The organism is Nocardioides sp. NPDC000445, assembly GCF_040300245.1.
In the GTDB taxonomy this organism is placed as follows: Bacteria; Actinomycetota; Actinomycetes; order Propionibacteriales; family Nocardioidaceae; genus Nocardioides.
On the sequence record NZ_JBEPDH010000014.1, the window covers coordinates 76,117 to 91,106 of the forward strand.

Annotated in this window: 16 protein-coding genes and 2 tRNA genes; 7 read left to right on the forward strand and 11 right to left on the reverse strand. The window is 67.9% G+C overall.

The window, feature by feature from the left end; all coding sequences use genetic code 11:
• Window positions 1-100: 100 nt before the first annotated feature.
• The 4 genes from ABT304_RS19090 to ABT304_RS19105 are packed head-to-tail and all read left to right on the forward strand — an operon-like array spanning window position 101 to window position 2,013.
• A complete protein-coding gene (locus tag ABT304_RS19090; RefSeq protein ID WP_350717528.1) occupies window positions 101-502 on the forward strand; it encodes a DUF1304 family protein in 402 nt (133 codons plus the stop codon).
• Window positions 503-535: 33 nt separating this feature from the next.
• Window positions 536-1,033 carry a hypothetical protein gene (locus ABT304_RS19095; RefSeq protein ID WP_350717530.1) on the forward strand — a complete coding sequence of 166 codons (498 nt, stop codon included), beginning with the start codon at window positions 536-538 and terminating at the stop codon, window positions 1,031-1,033.
• 47 nt (window positions 1,034-1,080) lie between these two features.
• Complete coding sequence (locus ABT304_RS19100; RefSeq protein ID WP_160026093.1) at window positions 1,081-1,413, forward strand: ArsR/SmtB family transcription factor; 333 nt, start codon at window positions 1,081-1,083, stop codon at window positions 1,411-1,413.
• Between the two features lie 3 nt (window positions 1,414-1,416).
• Entirely contained in the window at window positions 1,417-2,013 is a 597-nt protein-coding gene (locus ABT304_RS19105) for an SRPBCC domain-containing protein (RefSeq protein ID WP_350717531.1), read from the forward strand.
• Between the two features lie 46 nt (window positions 2,014-2,059).
• Here ABT304_RS19105 and ABT304_RS19110 read toward each other — a convergent pair whose 3' ends face one another.
• From ABT304_RS19110 to ABT304_RS19125, 4 genes are all read right to left on the reverse strand, one after another.
• Window positions 2,060-2,839 (reverse strand): protein phosphatase 2C domain-containing protein, encoded by a 780-nt coding sequence (locus ABT304_RS19110; RefSeq protein WP_350717533.1) that lies wholly within the window; start codon window positions 2,837-2,839, stop codon window positions 2,060-2,062.
• Window positions 2,840-2,856: 17 nt separating this feature from the next.
• Window positions 2,857-2,932: transfer RNA gene (locus ABT304_RS19115), tRNA-Ala, on the reverse strand.
• 17 nt (window positions 2,933-2,949) lie between these two features.
• A complete protein-coding gene (locus ABT304_RS19120) occupies window positions 2,950-3,069 on the reverse strand; it encodes a DLW-39 family protein (RefSeq protein WP_008355567.1) in 120 nt (39 codons plus the stop codon).
• An 80-nt stretch (window positions 3,070-3,149) separates the two neighbouring features.
• Window positions 3,150-4,097, reverse strand: coding sequence for a hypothetical protein (locus ABT304_RS19125; RefSeq protein ID WP_350717535.1), 948 nt, complete (start codon window positions 4,095-4,097; stop codon window positions 3,150-3,152).
• Window positions 4,098-4,169: 72 nt separating this feature from the next.
• Between ABT304_RS19125 and ABT304_RS19130 the strand changes: the two genes are divergently transcribed.
• Window positions 4,170-5,099 (forward strand): MBL fold metallo-hydrolase, encoded by a 930-nt coding sequence (locus tag ABT304_RS19130; RefSeq protein WP_350717536.1) that lies wholly within the window; start codon window positions 4,170-4,172, stop codon window positions 5,097-5,099.
• Between the two features lie 540 nt (window positions 5,100-5,639).
• On the opposite strand, the gene ABT304_RS19135 is transcribed toward ABT304_RS19130, so the two are convergent.
• The 7 genes from ABT304_RS19135 to recF form a co-directional block, all read right to left on the reverse strand.
• Window positions 5,640-6,299 carry a YdcF family protein gene (locus ABT304_RS19135; protein WP_350717538.1) on the reverse strand — a complete coding sequence of 220 codons (660 nt, stop codon included), beginning with the start codon at window positions 6,297-6,299 and terminating at the stop codon, window positions 5,640-5,642.
• 109 nt (window positions 6,300-6,408) lie between these two features.
• A tRNA-Ile gene (locus tag ABT304_RS19140) sits at window positions 6,409-6,482 on the reverse strand.
• A 156-nt stretch (window positions 6,483-6,638) separates the two neighbouring features.
• Complete coding sequence (locus ABT304_RS19145; protein ID WP_350717540.1) at window positions 6,639-7,193, reverse strand: DUF3566 domain-containing protein; 555 nt, start codon at window positions 7,191-7,193, stop codon at window positions 6,639-6,641.
• Complete coding sequence (gyrA, locus tag ABT304_RS19150) at window positions 7,193-9,892, reverse strand: DNA gyrase subunit A (protein ID WP_350717541.1); 2,700 nt, start codon at window positions 9,890-9,892, stop codon at window positions 7,193-7,195. The genes ABT304_RS19145 and gyrA overlap by 1 nt, the downstream gene beginning before the upstream one ends.
• A 49-nt stretch (window positions 9,893-9,941) precedes the next feature.
• A complete protein-coding gene (gyrB, locus tag ABT304_RS19155; protein WP_350717698.1) occupies window positions 9,942-12,005 on the reverse strand; it encodes a DNA topoisomerase (ATP-hydrolyzing) subunit B in 2,064 nt (687 codons plus the stop codon).
• 356 nt (window positions 12,006-12,361) lie between these two features.
• Window positions 12,362-12,931, reverse strand: coding sequence for a DciA family protein (locus tag ABT304_RS19160; protein ID WP_350717543.1), 570 nt, complete (start codon window positions 12,929-12,931; stop codon window positions 12,362-12,364).
• Window positions 12,924-14,078, reverse strand: coding sequence for a DNA replication/repair protein RecF (gene recF, locus ABT304_RS19165; RefSeq protein ID WP_350717545.1), 1,155 nt, complete (start codon window positions 14,076-14,078; stop codon window positions 12,924-12,926). The genes ABT304_RS19160 and recF overlap by 8 nt, the downstream gene beginning before the upstream one ends.
• 29 nt (window positions 14,079-14,107) lie before the next feature.
• On the opposite strand from recF, the gene ABT304_RS19170 reads away from it, so the two are divergent.
• Window positions 14,108-14,530 carry an NINE protein gene (locus ABT304_RS19170; protein WP_350717546.1) on the forward strand — a complete coding sequence of 141 codons (423 nt, stop codon included), beginning with the start codon at window positions 14,108-14,110 and terminating at the stop codon, window positions 14,528-14,530.
• Entirely contained in the window at window positions 14,505-14,951 is a 447-nt protein-coding gene (locus tag ABT304_RS19175) for a DUF2752 domain-containing protein (protein ID WP_350717548.1), read from the forward strand. Before ABT304_RS19170 ends, ABT304_RS19175 begins: the two co-directional genes overlap by 26 nt.
• Window positions 14,952-14,990 lie beyond the last annotated feature (39 nt).

The window sequence follows — 14,990 nt, forward strand, 5'->3', positions numbered from 1 at the left end:
GTCCAGACACAGTCGTCTGTTCACGGGGCTCCGCCGGACGCGTGTTGCATCCACGATCGCCACAGCCTCGCGCGTCGGGGCCCGTCGCAAGCAGGTCCCCATGAACGCAGTCGCTCAGCTCAGTGCCGCCATCGCCGCGCTGATCCTCATCGCCGTCTTCCCCTTCGAGGCCTTCCTCATCCATCGCCCCGAGGTCCAGCGGTTCCTCGGGATCGAACCGAACGGGATCCGCAACGTCCACCTGTGGTCGTTCTGCATCGGCGCCCGCAACGCTCTCGCCGGCGTCGGCACGCTCGTCGGCCTCTGGATGGTGAACTTCGGCGACGAGTCCACCGGTGTCACCGTCGTGGTCGTCACCACCATCTACATGCTGCTCGCCTCGTTGTTCATGGGGATCGCCGACGCCCTCGGATACTGGCTCCCACGCGGCGGCAGCATCAAGGGGACCATCGCCGCGTCCGTGCTCCCCGCCATCGCGCTGATCGCGATCGCGGTCTCATAGCGGGAACGCACCCGGGCCACTACGCTCCTGAGCATGGGTACCGCGATCGTCTCGGGACTCTTCGCTGTAGCGCTCGCCTGCCTCGCCTGGGGCCTGCAGAACGGCAGCCGACAGGCCCGGGTCCTCAGCCGGATCGAGCGCTACACCCAGATCCTCAAGGATCTTCCGTACGGCCATCCGGCGCGTGTCCACCTGGACGCCGCCCTCGCCGCCGAGGCCGAGCACCTGAGCGCCCTGACCGGTGCGACGCCCCTCGCCCCCATGCCAATACCCGACGGCACGCACGTACCCGCCGACAGGGGACCCGCGACCATGGACGACATCTTCGGGACGGACGAGAGGAGCAAGCCGCCGACGCCCGGCACACTGCCCCCGGTTCTCCCGACAGGCCCTACATCGCCCTGGCACGCCCCACGACGTGTTCGTTCGTCGCTACCGCTCCGGGCGTACGCCTCGGTAGGTCTGGGTCTGCTGGCCGGCGGCTTCGCGGTCTTCGCGATCTGGCTCGCCGCCGATCAGCTGCTGAACTGAAAACACATGCCTTGACAGGCATATTCCCATAGAGGCATATTTGTGAAGTGCCCACCCGAGACGTCTTCAGCGTGATCGCCGACCCGACCCGTCGGCAGATCCTCGACCTGCTCTGTCAGCGCGAGATGGGGGTGGGCGAGCTGGTCGAGACCCTCGGGCTCGCTCAGCCGAATGTCTCCAAGCATCTACGGACACTGGGCGAGGCGGACCTGGTTCACGTACGCATCGACGGACCGCGCCGTCACTACCGGCTGCGTCCCGAGCGGCTCCGGGAGCTGGAGGAGTGGCTGGCGCCGTACCGCCGGATGTGGGCCGACCGTCTCGATGCGCTCGAGCGGCACCTGGACCAGCTCGACGACCCCGACCACAAGGAGGACTGAAAGATGACCACGACGACCGGACCCATGGGCGAGGTGCTCATCGACGGCGAGCGGAGGGGTCTTCGCTACGTACGTCTGCTCCGCCACTCACCCGAGAAGGTGTGGCGGGCCCTGACCGAGACGGACGGCCTGCGGCACTGGTTTCCGACCGACATCGTCGGCGAGCGTACGGTCGGGGCGCGGCTGAGCCTCCCCTTCTGGCCCGAGGGCCTGGAGCTGGCGAGCACCACCGAGGCGATCGAGGAGATGGGCGTCGACCCGGGCAACTACGTCTCGGAGGGGGAGCTGCGGGTCTGGGACCCGCCTCGGGCCTTCGAGTTCACCTGGGGGATGGACGGTCGCGAGGACCTGACGGATCTGCTCCGCTTCGACCTCGAGCCCACCGACGACGGCACCCGCCTCACCTTCACGACCTGGCTCGGCAGCCCCACCGGCAACACGGACACCGCCGTCGGCTGGCACGTCTGCCTGGACGAGCTCGCCGACCTCCTCGACAAGGGCCCCTCGCCCATCACCGAGGAGGCCTCAGCCCGCGTCGTCCAGCACGTCAAGGACCGCACCGACGAGCTGCGACCGACGTACACGACCCTGCTCTCATAGCCGGCGCGGGTGACCGGCGTACGAACGAATTTTCGTTCGTACGCCGTCAGGGGATGTCGCCGTCGACGAGGTGGCACAGCACGGCGGTCGCATCGTCGTGCCGCTTGCCCCGGAACTCGGCCGTGGCGGCCTCGTCGGCCTCCCGCGTACGCCGCACCAGCGCCTCCGGACCGAGGTCGAGGACGGCGAAGAGCTCCGCCCACGTCCGGCCATGCCTCTCGACGAGCGTCGCGGCACCGTCGGTCAGCACAGCGACGGAATGGACCGAGCGTGAGCCGAGGTCGACGCTGCCGGTGATCGCCTGCCGCGCGGCCTCCGGCTTGGTGCTGGCGACCCAGAACCCCTCGGCGGTGTTGCGAACCGCGCCGACGCCGGCGACCGAGTAGTCGTCGAGATGGTCGAGTCGGTCGTCCGTGATCGGGAGGATGCTGCCGTCGGTCATCCGGAACACGACCGACGAGTCCGCCAGGACCAGGTAGTCCGCGCGCTCGCCCCGGAGGCGGAGGAGCGCGACCGTCGAGGACGGGCTGTTCGTGTCGTCGAGATCGCACGTGTCGGCATGAGCCTCGCAGACTCGACGGATCGCATCCTCGAGGATGCTCACCAAGCTGGCGTCGCCAGGAGCGATGAAGCCCTCGGCCAGATGGAGGCCGAGATGACGCACCAGCCACGGCACGTCATGGCTGCAGCCGTTCTCGAGCCCGGCGACCGGTGTGGCACCGTCGAGCACGATGACGAAGTCCTGCCCGACGAGCACGAAGTCCTCGTTGACCTGATGAGTCGGTGAGGTCTCGGTGTAGACCTCGCTGCTGAGACGGGTGCTCACGCAGCAACCTCGAATCCTGGTGGAGCGTAGGGGACTCGAACCCCTAACCCCCTGCTTGCAAAGCAGGTGCGCTACCAATTGCGCCAACGCCCCGGACGGGTGTCCGTCGGTCAGTTCACCTTGTCGGTCGCCGCGGCCCAGTGACCCTTCTCGGGGTTGGACTGGTCGAGCTTCTTCTTGGCGAGGACGATGCCAGCCGCGGCCAGCAGTACGAGGACGATCTTCTTCATGTCTTCTCCTGCAGGTCGTGGTGGACATCGCTGCCCGTTAGACCAGGAAAGCGTACCGGCCCGCCATGAAGCGTACGAAATCAACCGGCCTCGGGGTCGGGGGCGAGGCCCAGGGAGGCGATCGGGGTGCAGGTCATGTGGGTGCTCGCCCACATCCGGCCGATCAGGATGCCGAACCCTCGCGCCGAGGGCCGACTGTAGGGGGAGGCGCCGGACTCGTAGGTGGTGATGAGCTCGCCCGAGACCTCGACGATCGCCTCGGCCATGTTGGGGAACCTGAACTTGCGGCGCACCGCACCGACACCGCCGTCGGGCTTCCGCTCGCAGACGAAGATCGTGCTCGGCCGGTGCCGGCCGAACGAGGAGGAGAAGACGTACTCGTCGCGGCGCACGACGACGCCCTGGACCTTGGGCGGGGTGGTGGTCGAGAGGACCGGCTCGGAGAAGTCCCACTCACCGTTCGCGTCCTTCTCGTAGGCGAACATCGTCTGGTTTCCGAAGCCGCCGACATAGAGGCGGTTTCCACGGATCCGGCAGTAGGAGCCGGCCGCGACCTTCGCCGGTGCCTCGATCGGCTCGACCTCGGCGCCCTTCGCCGCATTCCGGATGGCCGAGAGCGAGTAGCGGTAGAGCCGACCCTTGCCGCCGCCGGCGCCCTTGGAGACCCAGACGTCGTCACCGTCGATCGCGACCCCGCCGGCGTGCCCGGGACCGGCCTTGCCGTTGTGACCCACGAGCAGCACCTCGGCGGCGGTCTTCCCGCTCTTCAGGTCGACCAGCACCAGCGCCGACCCCTTGTCGTGGGAGTAGTAGCTCTGGGCCAGCATGTTGGTGTCCGGGCCGTAGCCCAGCCCCTGCGGCGTCCAGTCGTCGGTGCCCCCGGTGGCGAGCGTGTTGGGGATGAGCGGGCCGACCCGACCGCCCATCCGCTTCCCCCACCTCTCGGTGCGCTTCATCCCGCCTCTGACCCACCGGCGAGTACGTCCCGGGATGGAGTCGAGGTCGAAAGGAAGGTCGATCTTCGTCATGATGGTGATATTCGCATGCGGTTCCTACCGCGGTCGGATGGCGTACCGTGCCCTGGTCGCTAGGTTCTTTGTGTGACGAGCGACCCCACTGCTTCCCCTGCCACGCCGACGGCTCGAGAGCTGAGCGGCGCCCTGACCGGATTCGGGCGCGGCATGCTGCGGCCGCGACGCCCGGACGAACGACTTCTCTCCTCGATCACCGACGCCGGCCTGCCCCCGGGCGACCGAACGGTGACGGTCAGCACGATGCCTCAGGTCCCACGCAGCCTGCCCGCCGGCGGCCTCATCGAAGGCGCGGGACTCCGCCGGCGCGTACGCAACGCGATGACCTGCTTCGTGATCACTCATCCCGAGGCGACGTTCGTCGTCGATCCGTCCTACTGCCGCGACGCCCCCGAACGAGCCCTGAGCGAGCTCCCGGGCATGCTGCGACGCCTGGTCACGCCGCCGGCGGACACCATTGCCACCGTCGACTCACTGCAGACGGCGCTGGTCAAGCCGGACTTCGCCCTCCCGACCCACGCACACTGGGACCACGTCTGCGGCCTCCTGGATCTCCCCGGCCTGCCGGTACGCCTGCGGACCATCGAGCGCGACTGGATCCTCGGCCCGGGTCAGCCTCCTGTCGGCGGCGTCCGCCCGGCCCTGACCGATGGCCGCCCCGTGGAGACGTACGACCTCGACGGCCCGCCCGTCGCGACCTTCACCGCCTCCCACGACCTGTTCGGCGACAGCTCCGTCCTGCTCGTCGAGCTCGCCGGCCATACGCCGGGCAGCATCGGCGTCCTCGCCCGAACCCCGTCGGGCTGGGTCCTGATCGCCGGCGACGCCGCCTGGCACTACGACCAGGTCGACCTGATCAGGCAGAAGCCGGCCTTCCCCGGAGACCTCGTCGACGAGGACCGAGACGCCGCCTTCGCCACCCTCCACCGCCTGCACCTGGCTCGCCACCTGATGCGGGTCGTCCCCACCCACGACCACGACGCGTCCAGCAAGCTCTAGGAGCAAGGAACCCCCGCGCCATCGGCCCATCTCCTGGAGCCGGGATCGTCTGGGTATCACGGACTGGACGCCGCCACGTGCATCCAAGGCGCGTGACTGGTTACCGTGTTCAGCGCCAACGGGCCATCTGGGTGACTTCTCCTACGTGGAGTGTGACACCACGAAGTGTTCCGCTGGTGCCGTGGTCTCGGGCACCGACCCGGGACCGCGGTCTAGTTAGCGACCCTCTGGCGGGCGCCTCGGAGGGCTGGAGAGCGCACGTATGGCTACCTGCGTCTCCGGTCGTTCCATACGTTGATGTCGCTCTTCGCGGGCCGCATCTCGTCGACACCCAACCAGTCCCACCGGATCTCGGGCTTGTCGTACGTGGTGTCGACCCAGATCACCCACGCGCGCCACGCCCTTGTGGAGCTCCCACTTGAGTATGAGACCGGGCATCGGCGGCGGATAGTTCCGTCGGCGGCGGTGCACCCAGACGTGCAGCCAGTTCCTGGGAGCAGGCCAGGCGTCGTTCTTAGGAGGGTTGGCCGACACACCTCATCATATCGAACGTGCGTTCGATTCAAGCAGTCGGCCGGTGTAGCCGGCAGCCACGAGCCGTTCGTACGCCGCATACGCGTCGTCGTCGATCTGCTGAGGAGTAGCGAAGCCACGGTCGGCGTAGACCCACAGGCGTTGCGTGTCTCCGACGAGCATGTCGAGGACGCGACGAGTGCTTCCGATGCCGACGATGTAGTCGGACAGCTCCTGCACACGTGCGGAGCAGATCACCTCGAGCTCCGGCCAGACCTTGCGGGCTGTCGCGTACGCCCGTCGCTGCTGGTAGGGCCGGCTGATCAGGGTTGCAGTGCGTGGCGTGATGCCCTCGTCCTCGAGGAGAGCACGTGTGAACGTGATGTTCTCGCCCGTGTTGGTTGCTCGGGGCTCGATCCGCAGCGCGGAGGCGGGAACACCTAGTTCCTCGGCCCGCTCCGCGAACTCGACCGCCTCACCTCGAGGGAAGTCGTTGACGGTCGTCGGGGCGTTCGCACCTGTGAAGACGATCAGCGGGAACCGCCCTTGGCGGTAGAGCTCCGCGGCGTGCTCGGCCACGCCGATGTCGTGACTGCCCAGGCCGATCGCGACGTCGGTCTCACGTGGCTCGTGGTGCATCTGGTGGAACTCCCACAGCGTCCGGGCGTCCTCCATGAGCGCAGGCATGCCTATCAGTCTGGCATGGCGAAGGTGCCGCTCCAGGACAACCTCGAACGATGGCCCTGAAAACGAGGAAGAGGCCCCCGAAGGAGCCTCTGACCTGGTGAAACTGCTGTGCGCTTAGGAGGACTTGAACCTCCGACCCCCACATTATCAGTGTGGTGCTCTAACCGTCTGAGCTATAAGCGCAGGCGCCAACTGGAGGGTGGAAGCCCCTACCAGCGGGCGAGAGGAAACATTACCTGGCAGCCCAGTCGACCACCAAAACGAAGCGAGCCCTGAGACGTAGGAGGGCAAGAGCCTCGGTGAGACTCCTGCCCTCCTACGTTCGATGCGTGTTGCGGCTCAGTTCTCGGTGAGCTCCACCTCGACGCCGCCCAGGAGGGCAGCGGCCATGTTGTAGAGGAACGCGGCGAGGGTGGCGACGGCGGTCATCAGGACGATGTTGACGACCGAGACGACCATGGTGAATCCCATGATGCGGGAGAGACCGAGGTAGTCCTGCACGTTCCAGCCGGCGCTGGAGTCACCGACGACGTCCTGGACCGCCTGGTTGATCGAGTCCCACACACCGGCGGCGCCGAGCACGGACCAGATCACAAAGACGGCGACGATCACCACGACGCTGAGCGCGATCGAGAGCAGGAAGGCCATCTTCATGACCGACCACGGGTCGATGCGGCTCAGGCTCAGGCGGGCCCGGCGAGCCGAGCCGCTGACCGCGTCCCGCTCCGCGCCGGCAGGGCCGGAGGTGCGGGCGGTCGAGGCCACCGCCGAAGTCGTACGCCTGGCCGCGTTGGCGACCGTGTCCGTGATCCGCTGGGTCACCGGCTGTGCGGTCTCATTCCGCTCGGTCATCGCGACTCCCCCGGTCGTGTGCTCTGCGGTGCGGTCCGCCATCAGGATTCATCTTCCGTAGTGGTCTCGGGCGACGTCTCATCCACGCCGTCTCCACCGATTGTTGCATCCTCGACAACCTCTGTCCCAGCGACAGCGTCATCGTCGACCTCGCGGGCCTCGACGGAACGCGCCACGACGGCGACCGAGTCACCCTTCTTGGGTGAGACGAACTTGACGCCCTGGGTGGAGCGACCGGTTGCCCGGAAGTCGGCGTTGATCGGGCTGCGTACGACCTGGCCGGTCGCGGTGATCGAGAGGATCTCGTCGCCGTCGACCACGATGAACGCACCGACCAGACCGCCGCGGTCGGCGTTGGCCAGTGCCATCGTCTTGATGCCCAGACCGCCGCGGGACTGCAGCCGGTACTCGGAGATCTTCGTACGCTTCGCGAAGCCGCCGTCGGTGATGGTGAAGACGAACTGCTCCTTGACCTCGTCGGGCGACTCGGCGCCGGAGACGGGCGCCGCGACGTCCGCGGTGTCCTCGTTGGCCTCGGAGAGCCCGGCCGCGATCTCGGCGGCGACGTGCTCGGCCCGGATGACCGACATCGACAGCAGCGAGTCGCTCTCCCGGAATTTCATGCCGGTGACACCCGAGGTCGCCCGGCCCATCGGCCGCAGCTGGTTGTCGTCGGCGCGGAACCGGATCGCCTGGCCCTTGCGGGAGACGAGCAGGATGTCGTCCTCGGAGTTGACCAGCTCGGCGCCGATCAGCTCGTCGTCGTCCTCGCGGAAGTTGATAGCGATGACGCCGGCCTGGCGAGGTGAGTTGTAGTCACCGAGCCGCGTCTTCTTGATCAGACCGGAGCGGGTGGCCAGCACGAGGTAGGGCGCCTGCTCGTAGTCGCGGATCGCGAGCACCTGCGCGATCGACTCGTCCGGCTGGAACGAGAGCAGCCCGGCCACGTGACCGCCCTTGGCGTCACGCGCCGCCTCGGGCAGGTTGTAGGCCTTGATCCGGTAGACCCGGCCGGCGGTGGTGAAGAAGAGCAGCCAGTGGTGGTTGGTGGTCGAGATGAAGTGCTCGACCACGTCGTCGCCGCGCAGGGTGGCGCCGCGTACGCCCTTTCCACCGCGCTTCTGGGTGCGGTACTCACCGGCGAGGGTGCGCTTGGCGTAGCCGCCGCGGGTGATCGAGACGACCAGCTCCTCATCGGGGATGAGGTCCTCCATGGAGAGGTCGCCGTCGGCCGCGATGATCTGGGTGCGGCGGTCGTCGCCGTACTTCGCGACGATCTCGTCGAGCTCGTCGCCGACGATCTGACGCTGGCGGGCGACGTTGGCGAGGATGTCCTCGAGGTCGGCGATGATGACCTCGAGCTCGGCCAGACGGTCGACGATCTTCTGCCGCTCCAGCGCCGCGAGGCGGCGCAGCTGCATGTCGAGGATCGCGTTGGCCTGGACCTCGTCGATCTCGAGCAGCCGGATCAGGCCTTGGCGGGCGTCGTCGACCTCGGGGGAGGAGCGGATCAGCGCGATCACGGCGTCGAGCTGGTCGAGCGCCTTGACCAGGCCGCGCCAGATGTGGGCGTCCTCCTCGGCCTTGCGCAGCCGGAATGCCGTACGCCTCCGGATGACGTCGATCTGGTGCTCGACCCAGTTGGAGATGAACTGGTCGATCGAGAGCGTGCGCGGCACACCGTCGACCAGCGCCAGCATGTTGGCGGAGAAGTTGGTCTGCAGCTCGGTGTGCTTGAGCAGGTTGTTGAGTACGACGCGGGCGACGGCATCGCGCTTGAGCACGACCACGAGCTGCTGCCCGGTGCGGGAGGAGGTGTTGTCCTTGACGTCCGCGATGCCCTGCACCTTGCCGGTGTCGGCGAGGTCGGCGATCTTCTGGGCGAGGTTGTCCGGGTTCACCATGTAGGGGAGCTCGGTGATCACCAGGTTGGTGCGGCCCTTGGCGTCCTCGTCGACCTCGATCACCGCACGCTGGGTGATCGAGCCGCGGCCGGTGCGGTAGGCCTGCTCGATGCCCTCGCGGCCCACGATCAGCGCGCCGTTGGGGAAGTCGGGGCCCTTGACCCGCTCGAGCAGCGCGTCCTGGAGCTCCTCGCGCGTCGCGTCGGGGTGCTCGAGCGCCCACTTGGCGCCGGAGGCGACCTCACGCAGGTTGTGCGGCGGGATGTTGGTCGCCATGCCGACCGCGATGCCGGCCGAGCCGTTGACCAGCAGGTTGGGGAACCGGGCCGGAAGGATGGCCGGCTCCTGGGAGCGGCCGTCGTAGTTGGGGCCGAAGTCGACGGTGTCCTCGGTGATGTCGCGGACCATCTCGAGCGCCAGCGGCGCCATCCGGCACTCGGTGTAACGCATGGCCGCGGCCGGGTCGTTGCCGGGCGAACCGAAGTTGCCCTGCCCGTGGATCAGCGGGTTGCGCATCACCCACGGCTGCGCCAGCCGGACCAGGGTGTCGTAGATCGCGGTGTCACCGTGGGGGTGGTAGTTACCCATCACCTCACCGACGACACGGGCGCACTTGGAGAACCCGCGGTCGGGACGGTAGCCACCGTCGTACATCGCGTAGAGGACGCGCCTGTGGACGGGCTTGAGCCCGTCACGTACGTCAGGCAGCGCGCGGCCGACGATGACGGCCATCGCGTAGTCGATGTAGCTCGACTGCATCGAGGCCTGCAGCTCGACGGTCTCGATCCGGCCGCCGGCAGCGGTCTGCCCGGAGCCTTCCGGAGGAGTCTCGGTCACGATTTCACTTTCTGCGTGCGTCTATCGGTATCTAGGGGCTCAGCGAGACTCAGATATCGAGGAATCGGACGTCCTTGGCGTTGCGCTGGATGAAGGAGCGTCGCTCGGCGACGTCCTCACCCATGAGGATGGAGAAGATCTCGTCGGCGTGGGCGGCGTCCTCGAGGGTGACCTGCAGCAGCAGCCGCTGCGAGGGGTCCATCGTGGTCTCCCACAGCTCGTCTGCGTTCATCTCGCCCAGACCCTTGTAGCGCTGGACCGGGTTCTCCTTGGGCAGCTTCTTGCCCTGCTCGATGCCGTCGCGCATGAGGGCGTCCCGCTCGGAGTCGGAGTAGACGAACTCGTGCTCGGCCGGCTTGTTCCAGCGCAGGCGGTAGAGCGGCGGCTGGGCCAGGTAGACGTAGCCCTGCTCGATCAGCGGCTTCATGAACCGGAACAGCAGCGTCAGCAGCAGCGTGTTGATGTGGTGGCCGTCGACGTCGGCGTCGGCCATCATCACGATCTTGTGGTAGCGCAGCCGGTTGATGTCGAAGTCGTCGTGCACGCCGGTGCCCAGCGCGGAGATGATCGACTGGACCTCCTGGTTGGCCAGCACCTTGTCGATCCGGGCCTTCTCGACGTTGAGGATCTTGCCTCGGATCGGGAGGATCGCCTGGATGCGCGGGTCGCGGCCCGACTTGGCCGAGCCACCCGCGGAGTCACCCTCGACGATGAAGATCTCGCACTCTTCGGGGTTGGTCGACTGGCAGTCGGCGAGCTTGCCCGGCAGGCCGCCACCGCCGCCGATGCCCTTGCGGTTGCGGGCCAGGTCGCGGGCCTTGCGGGCGGCGATCCGGGCCGAGGCCGCGGCCATCGACTTGCGGATGACCTCCTTGCCCTCGGCCGGGTTCTGCTCCAGCCAGGCGCCGAGCTGGTCGTTGACGGCGCCCTGCACGAAGCCCTTGACCTCGGTGTTGCCGAGCTTGTCCTTGGTCTGACCCTCGAACTGCGGCTCGCTGATCTTCACCGAGATGATCGCGGTGAGACCCTCACGGATGTCGTCACCGGTGAGCCGGTCCTCCTTCTTCTTGATCAGACCCCACTCCTCGCCCCATCGGTTGATCAGGGTGGTGAGCGCGGCGCGGAAGCCCTCCTCGTGGGTGCCGCCGCCGGGGGTGTTGACCGTGTTGGCGAAGGTGTGGACCGACTCGTTGTACGAGGACGCCTGCCACTGCATGGCGATCTCGACGCTCATCGGGTTGGGCGCCTTGTCGTCGGTCTCGGTCTCGAACGCGATGATGCTGGAGACCGGGGTCTTGCGCTTGTTGAGGTGGTCGACGTAGTCGGCCAGACCGCGCTCGTAGTAGAAGGACTGCTCCAGCACCCGCTCACCGTTGCCGGAGCTGTGCAGCTCGTCGGCGCTGTCGGTGTCGGACTCGATCGTGCCGTCCTCGACGGCCTCGGCGAGGGCGGAGGCCTCCGGGCGCTCGTCGCGCAGCTCGATCCGCAGACCCTTGTTGAGGAACGCGGTCTCACGGAAGTGGCTCGAGATGGTCTCGAGGTTGTAGTCGGTCGACTCGAAGATGTCGCTCGAGGCGTTCCAGGAGATCGTGGTGCCGGTGCGCTCGCCCTCCTCGAGCTCGCGCACCTCGCGCAGGTCGTAGTCGGGTACGCCGCGGGTGAACTCCTGCTCCCACAGGCGGCCCCGGTTCTTGATCTCCATGTGGAGGTTGGTCGAGAGCGCGTTCACCACGGACGAGCCGACGCCGTGCAGACCACCGGAGACCTTGTAGCCGCCACCGCCGAACTTGCCGCCGGCGTGCAGCACGGTCAGCGCCAGCGTCGCCGCGGGGATCTCCTGGCCGGCCGCGGTGTCGGTCGGGATGCCTCGGCCGTTGTCGGAGACGCTCACCCAGCCGTCCTCACGCAGCGTCACCTTGATGGTGTCGCAGTAGCCGGCGAGAGCCTCGTCGACCGCGTTGTCCACGATCTCCCAGATCAGGTGGTGCAGGCCGCGGGCTCCGGTCGAGCCGATGTACATACCCGGTCGTTTGCGGACCGCTTCGAGCCCTTCGAGGACCTGGATGGCAGACGCGTCGTATTCGACTCCGTCTGTGGTCTTGTCGTCCGGCATAGGAGTCGTCTGGTCGGCAGCGGTCACCGGTGCGATCCACCTGTCATTTCGGTCCGGAATCGGACATGGTGTCGGTCGGGCATGCAACGGGCCGACCAGCGCCGGGGAAGTAAAACCTAGGACGATCGACCCAACCCCCATCTTACCCCGTGGAAGCCCGGATTCCACGCACGCCGCCGTTCCTGAGGGGGAACTGTGATCGAAATGAGCGTCTGTACGTCTCCTGACGGTGTCTCTGCGCCCTCAGCAGGGGGCTCGGTGAGTCCCTATACGTCCTCGGGGCGCCTAGAGCGGCAGATCGCGGCTCACGCGCCGGGCCTCGAACACATGTTCATGCCCTGCTCTCGGCCTGGGTCTCAGCCGTAGGTGTCGCGCGGTCCGCGACCGTCGCGTACGCCTCGTGGACCCTTCTTCCACGAGGGCAGATGCGGGCCGAGCACCTCGATGACGAGGACGGTTCCATGGCCGAGCTCCTCGTTGAGACGCTTCACCAGGGTGGGCGCCAGCAGCTTGAGCTGGGTGGCCCAGGCGGTGGAGTCGGTGCGTACGGAGAGCTTGCCGTCGGCGTACGACTCCGGGGTGGTGTGGTCGGCGATCTCCTCGCCGACGATGTCGGGCCAGCGGGCCATCACGCCGTGGACGCGCAGCGAGGTGTCCCAGCCGTGGTCGTTGACCATCCGGCTGACCACCGAGTCGATGAGCTGGGGGTCGCGATCATCGGGCCGGGCGCCGGAGACCGTGCCGCGCCGGGTGGCGTTGTCGGGCGTACGCCTCTTCTTGCGCATCCCCGCCTTGGGCGCGGGCATCTTGGCGGTGGCTCGGGTCAGGGAGCGGGCGAGGTCTAGGCCGTCGGGGCGCTTTTCTGGTTCTTCCTCTTCCGGGGTGGTCTCGACAGGCTCGACCACCGGCGGATCCTCGTCACTCATCGCGGGTCACCTCGCCTGCCTTGACGTGGTAGCGGGCACCGGCGAGAGCGGCAGGTACGTCCTCGGGGACCGCCGCGGTGACCAGGACCTGCTCGGCGTCGGCGACCAGCTCGGCCAGCTGGACCCGGCGCTGGCTGTCGAGCTCGGCGAAGACGTCGTCGAGGATCAGGATCGGGTCGTCGCCGTCCGCTCGGAGCAGGTCGTACGCCGCCAACCGGAGCGCCAGCGCGAAGGACCAGGACTCGCCATGGCTGGCGTAGCCCTTGACCGGGAGGCGCTCAGCGCCGGCACCGTGGCCGAGGAACAGCAGCAGATCGTCACGGTGGGGACCGACCAGGCTGATCCCGCGGTCGAGCTCGTCCTTCTGGCGTCGGGCGAGCTCGGCGAGGATCGCTTGGCGAAGCGACTCCACGCTCGGGGTGGTCTCGACAGGCTCGACCACCGAAGACTTGTAGGTGATCTCAGCGTCGTCGCGGCTCGCGCCGCGGGCGACCGTCTCGTAGGACTTGCCGACGTACGGCCGCAGCGCTTCCACCAGAGCGAGCCGCTGAGCGAGGATCTCGGCGCCGATGGCGGCGAGGTGGTCGTCCCAGACGGCCAAGGTGGCGAGCGCACCCTCGCGGGCGGAGCCGCGCGCGAGGCCGGCGGTCTTCAGCAGCGAGTTGCGCTGCTTGAGGACGCGGTCGTAGTCGCTGCGTACGCCTGCCAGACGGGGTGCGCGCAGGATCATCAGGTCATCGAGGAAGCGCCGCCGGTCGGAGGGATCCCCCTTGACGAGGGTCAGGTCCTCGGGGGAGAAGACGACGGTGCGGACCAGGCCGACCAGGTCGCGGGTGCGGGGGAGCGGGCTCTTGTTGATCCGGGCCTTGTTGGCGCGGCCGGCGTTGATCTCGACCTCGAGCGTGGCGGTGCGACCGTCGCGTACGACGGCGGCGCGCACGACCGCCTGCTCGGCGCCGGCCCGGACCAGCGGCGCATCGGTGGCGACCCGGTGGGACTGCAGGCGGGAGAGGTAGTCGATCGCCTCGACCAGGTTGGTCTTGCCCTGGCCGTTCCTCCCGACGAAGGCGGTCACGCCCGCCTCGAGCGGGACCTCGACGCTCGGATAGGAACGGAAGTCGTGGAGAGAGAGGTGTGAGACGTACATCGAGTTTCCTCTCTCGTTAAGGTGCCTGCATGACCCAGTCTCCCAACCCGTACGGCCCGCCTCCAGGGCAACCCGCCTATAGCGAGCCGGCCGGACCTTTCTATCTGTCGGTCATGGGCCAGGTCCACGGGCCCTACCCGGTCCAGCAGCTCGCCCAGATGGCTGCCGCCGGGCAGATCAAGTCAGACACCCCGGCCAGCCTCGGCACCGACCAGCAGTGGTTTCCCGTGAAACAGATCCCGGGTGTCTTCTCGCGCCGCGAGTGGCTCGTCACCCTGCTGCTCTCGATCTTCCTGGGTTCCTTCGGCGTGGACCGGTTCTACGTCGGACAGATCGGCCTCGGCATCCTCAAGCTGATCACCTGTGGTGGCTTCGGGATCTGGACGATCGTCGACCTCATCCTCGTCATCGTGCGAAAGTTCCCGGATGCCGACGGCAAACCCCTCGCCTGACCTGCATCAGCGCATCGCGGCGGTGAGCTCCACGGAGGTCACCGCCGCCATCGGCGTCGGCGGGATCGTCATCGCGGCACTACTGCCGGCCGGCGGCATCGAGGACGGCCCGGTGCTCTGCCCGTTCCGTGCCCTCACCGGACTGCCCTGCCCCGGCTGCGGACTGACCCGGTCGTGGGTCTATCTGATGCACGGCGACATCGGCTCGTCTCTGGCGAGCAACTGGTTCGGGCCGGTGCTCATCCTGGCGATCCTCGTCCTGGCCGTGGTCTCGGTGCGCGCCCGACTGAACCGGAGACGCCCCGCAGACCTCGACAAGCTGGTGCGAAGCCCGATCATCCTCGGCTTCTTCGCCCTCTTCGTCGCCTACGGCGCCGTACGCCTGATCCTCACCATGACCGGAGCAATCCCCGCCATCTAGGTGGTCGAGCCTGTCGAGACCACCCCCGCGTAAGCGGGG

Excerpts from the sequence above, each read along its gene's own strand:
- ABT304_RS19090 (WP_350717528.1), top strand. The coding sequence starts at position 101 with ATGAACGCAGTCGCTCAGCTCAGTGCCGCCATCGCCGCGCTGATCCTC.
- ABT304_RS19095 (WP_350717530.1), top strand. The coding sequence starts at position 536 with ATGGGTACCGCGATCGTCTCGGGACTCTTCGCTGTAGCGCTCGCCTGC.
- ABT304_RS19105 (WP_350717531.1), top strand. The coding sequence starts at position 1,417 with ATGACCACGACGACCGGACCCATGGGCGAGGTGCTCATCGACGGCGAG.
- ABT304_RS19120 (WP_008355567.1), bottom strand. The coding sequence starts at position 3,069 with ATGAAGAAGATCGTCCTCGTACTGCTGGCCGCGGCTGGCATCGTCCTC.
- ABT304_RS19125 (WP_350717535.1), bottom strand. The coding sequence starts at position 4,097 with ATGACGAAGATCGACCTTCCTTTCGACCTCGACTCCATCCCGGGACGT.
- ABT304_RS19135 (WP_350717538.1), bottom strand. The coding sequence starts at position 6,299 with ATGCCTGCGCTCATGGAGGACGCCCGGACGCTGTGGGAGTTCCACCAG.
- ABT304_RS19145 (WP_350717540.1), bottom strand. The coding sequence starts at position 7,193 with ATGGCGGACCGCACCGCAGAGCACACGACCGGGGGAGTCGCGATGACC.
- gyrB (WP_350717698.1), bottom strand. The coding sequence starts at position 12,005 with ATGCCGGACGACAAGACCACAGACGGAGTCGAATACGACGCGTCTGCC.
- ABT304_RS19160 (WP_350717543.1), bottom strand. The coding sequence starts at position 12,931 with ATGAGTGACGAGGATCCGCCGGTGGTCGAGCCTGTCGAGACCACCCCG.
- recF (WP_350717545.1), bottom strand. The coding sequence starts at position 14,078 with ATGTACGTCTCACACCTCTCTCTCCACGACTTCCGTTCCTATCCGAGC.
- ABT304_RS19170 (WP_350717546.1), top strand. The coding sequence starts at position 14,108 with ATGACCCAGTCTCCCAACCCGTACGGCCCGCCTCCAGGGCAACCCGCC.
- ABT304_RS19175 (WP_350717548.1), top strand. The coding sequence starts at position 14,505 with ATGCCGACGGCAAACCCCTCGCCTGACCTGCATCAGCGCATCGCGGCG.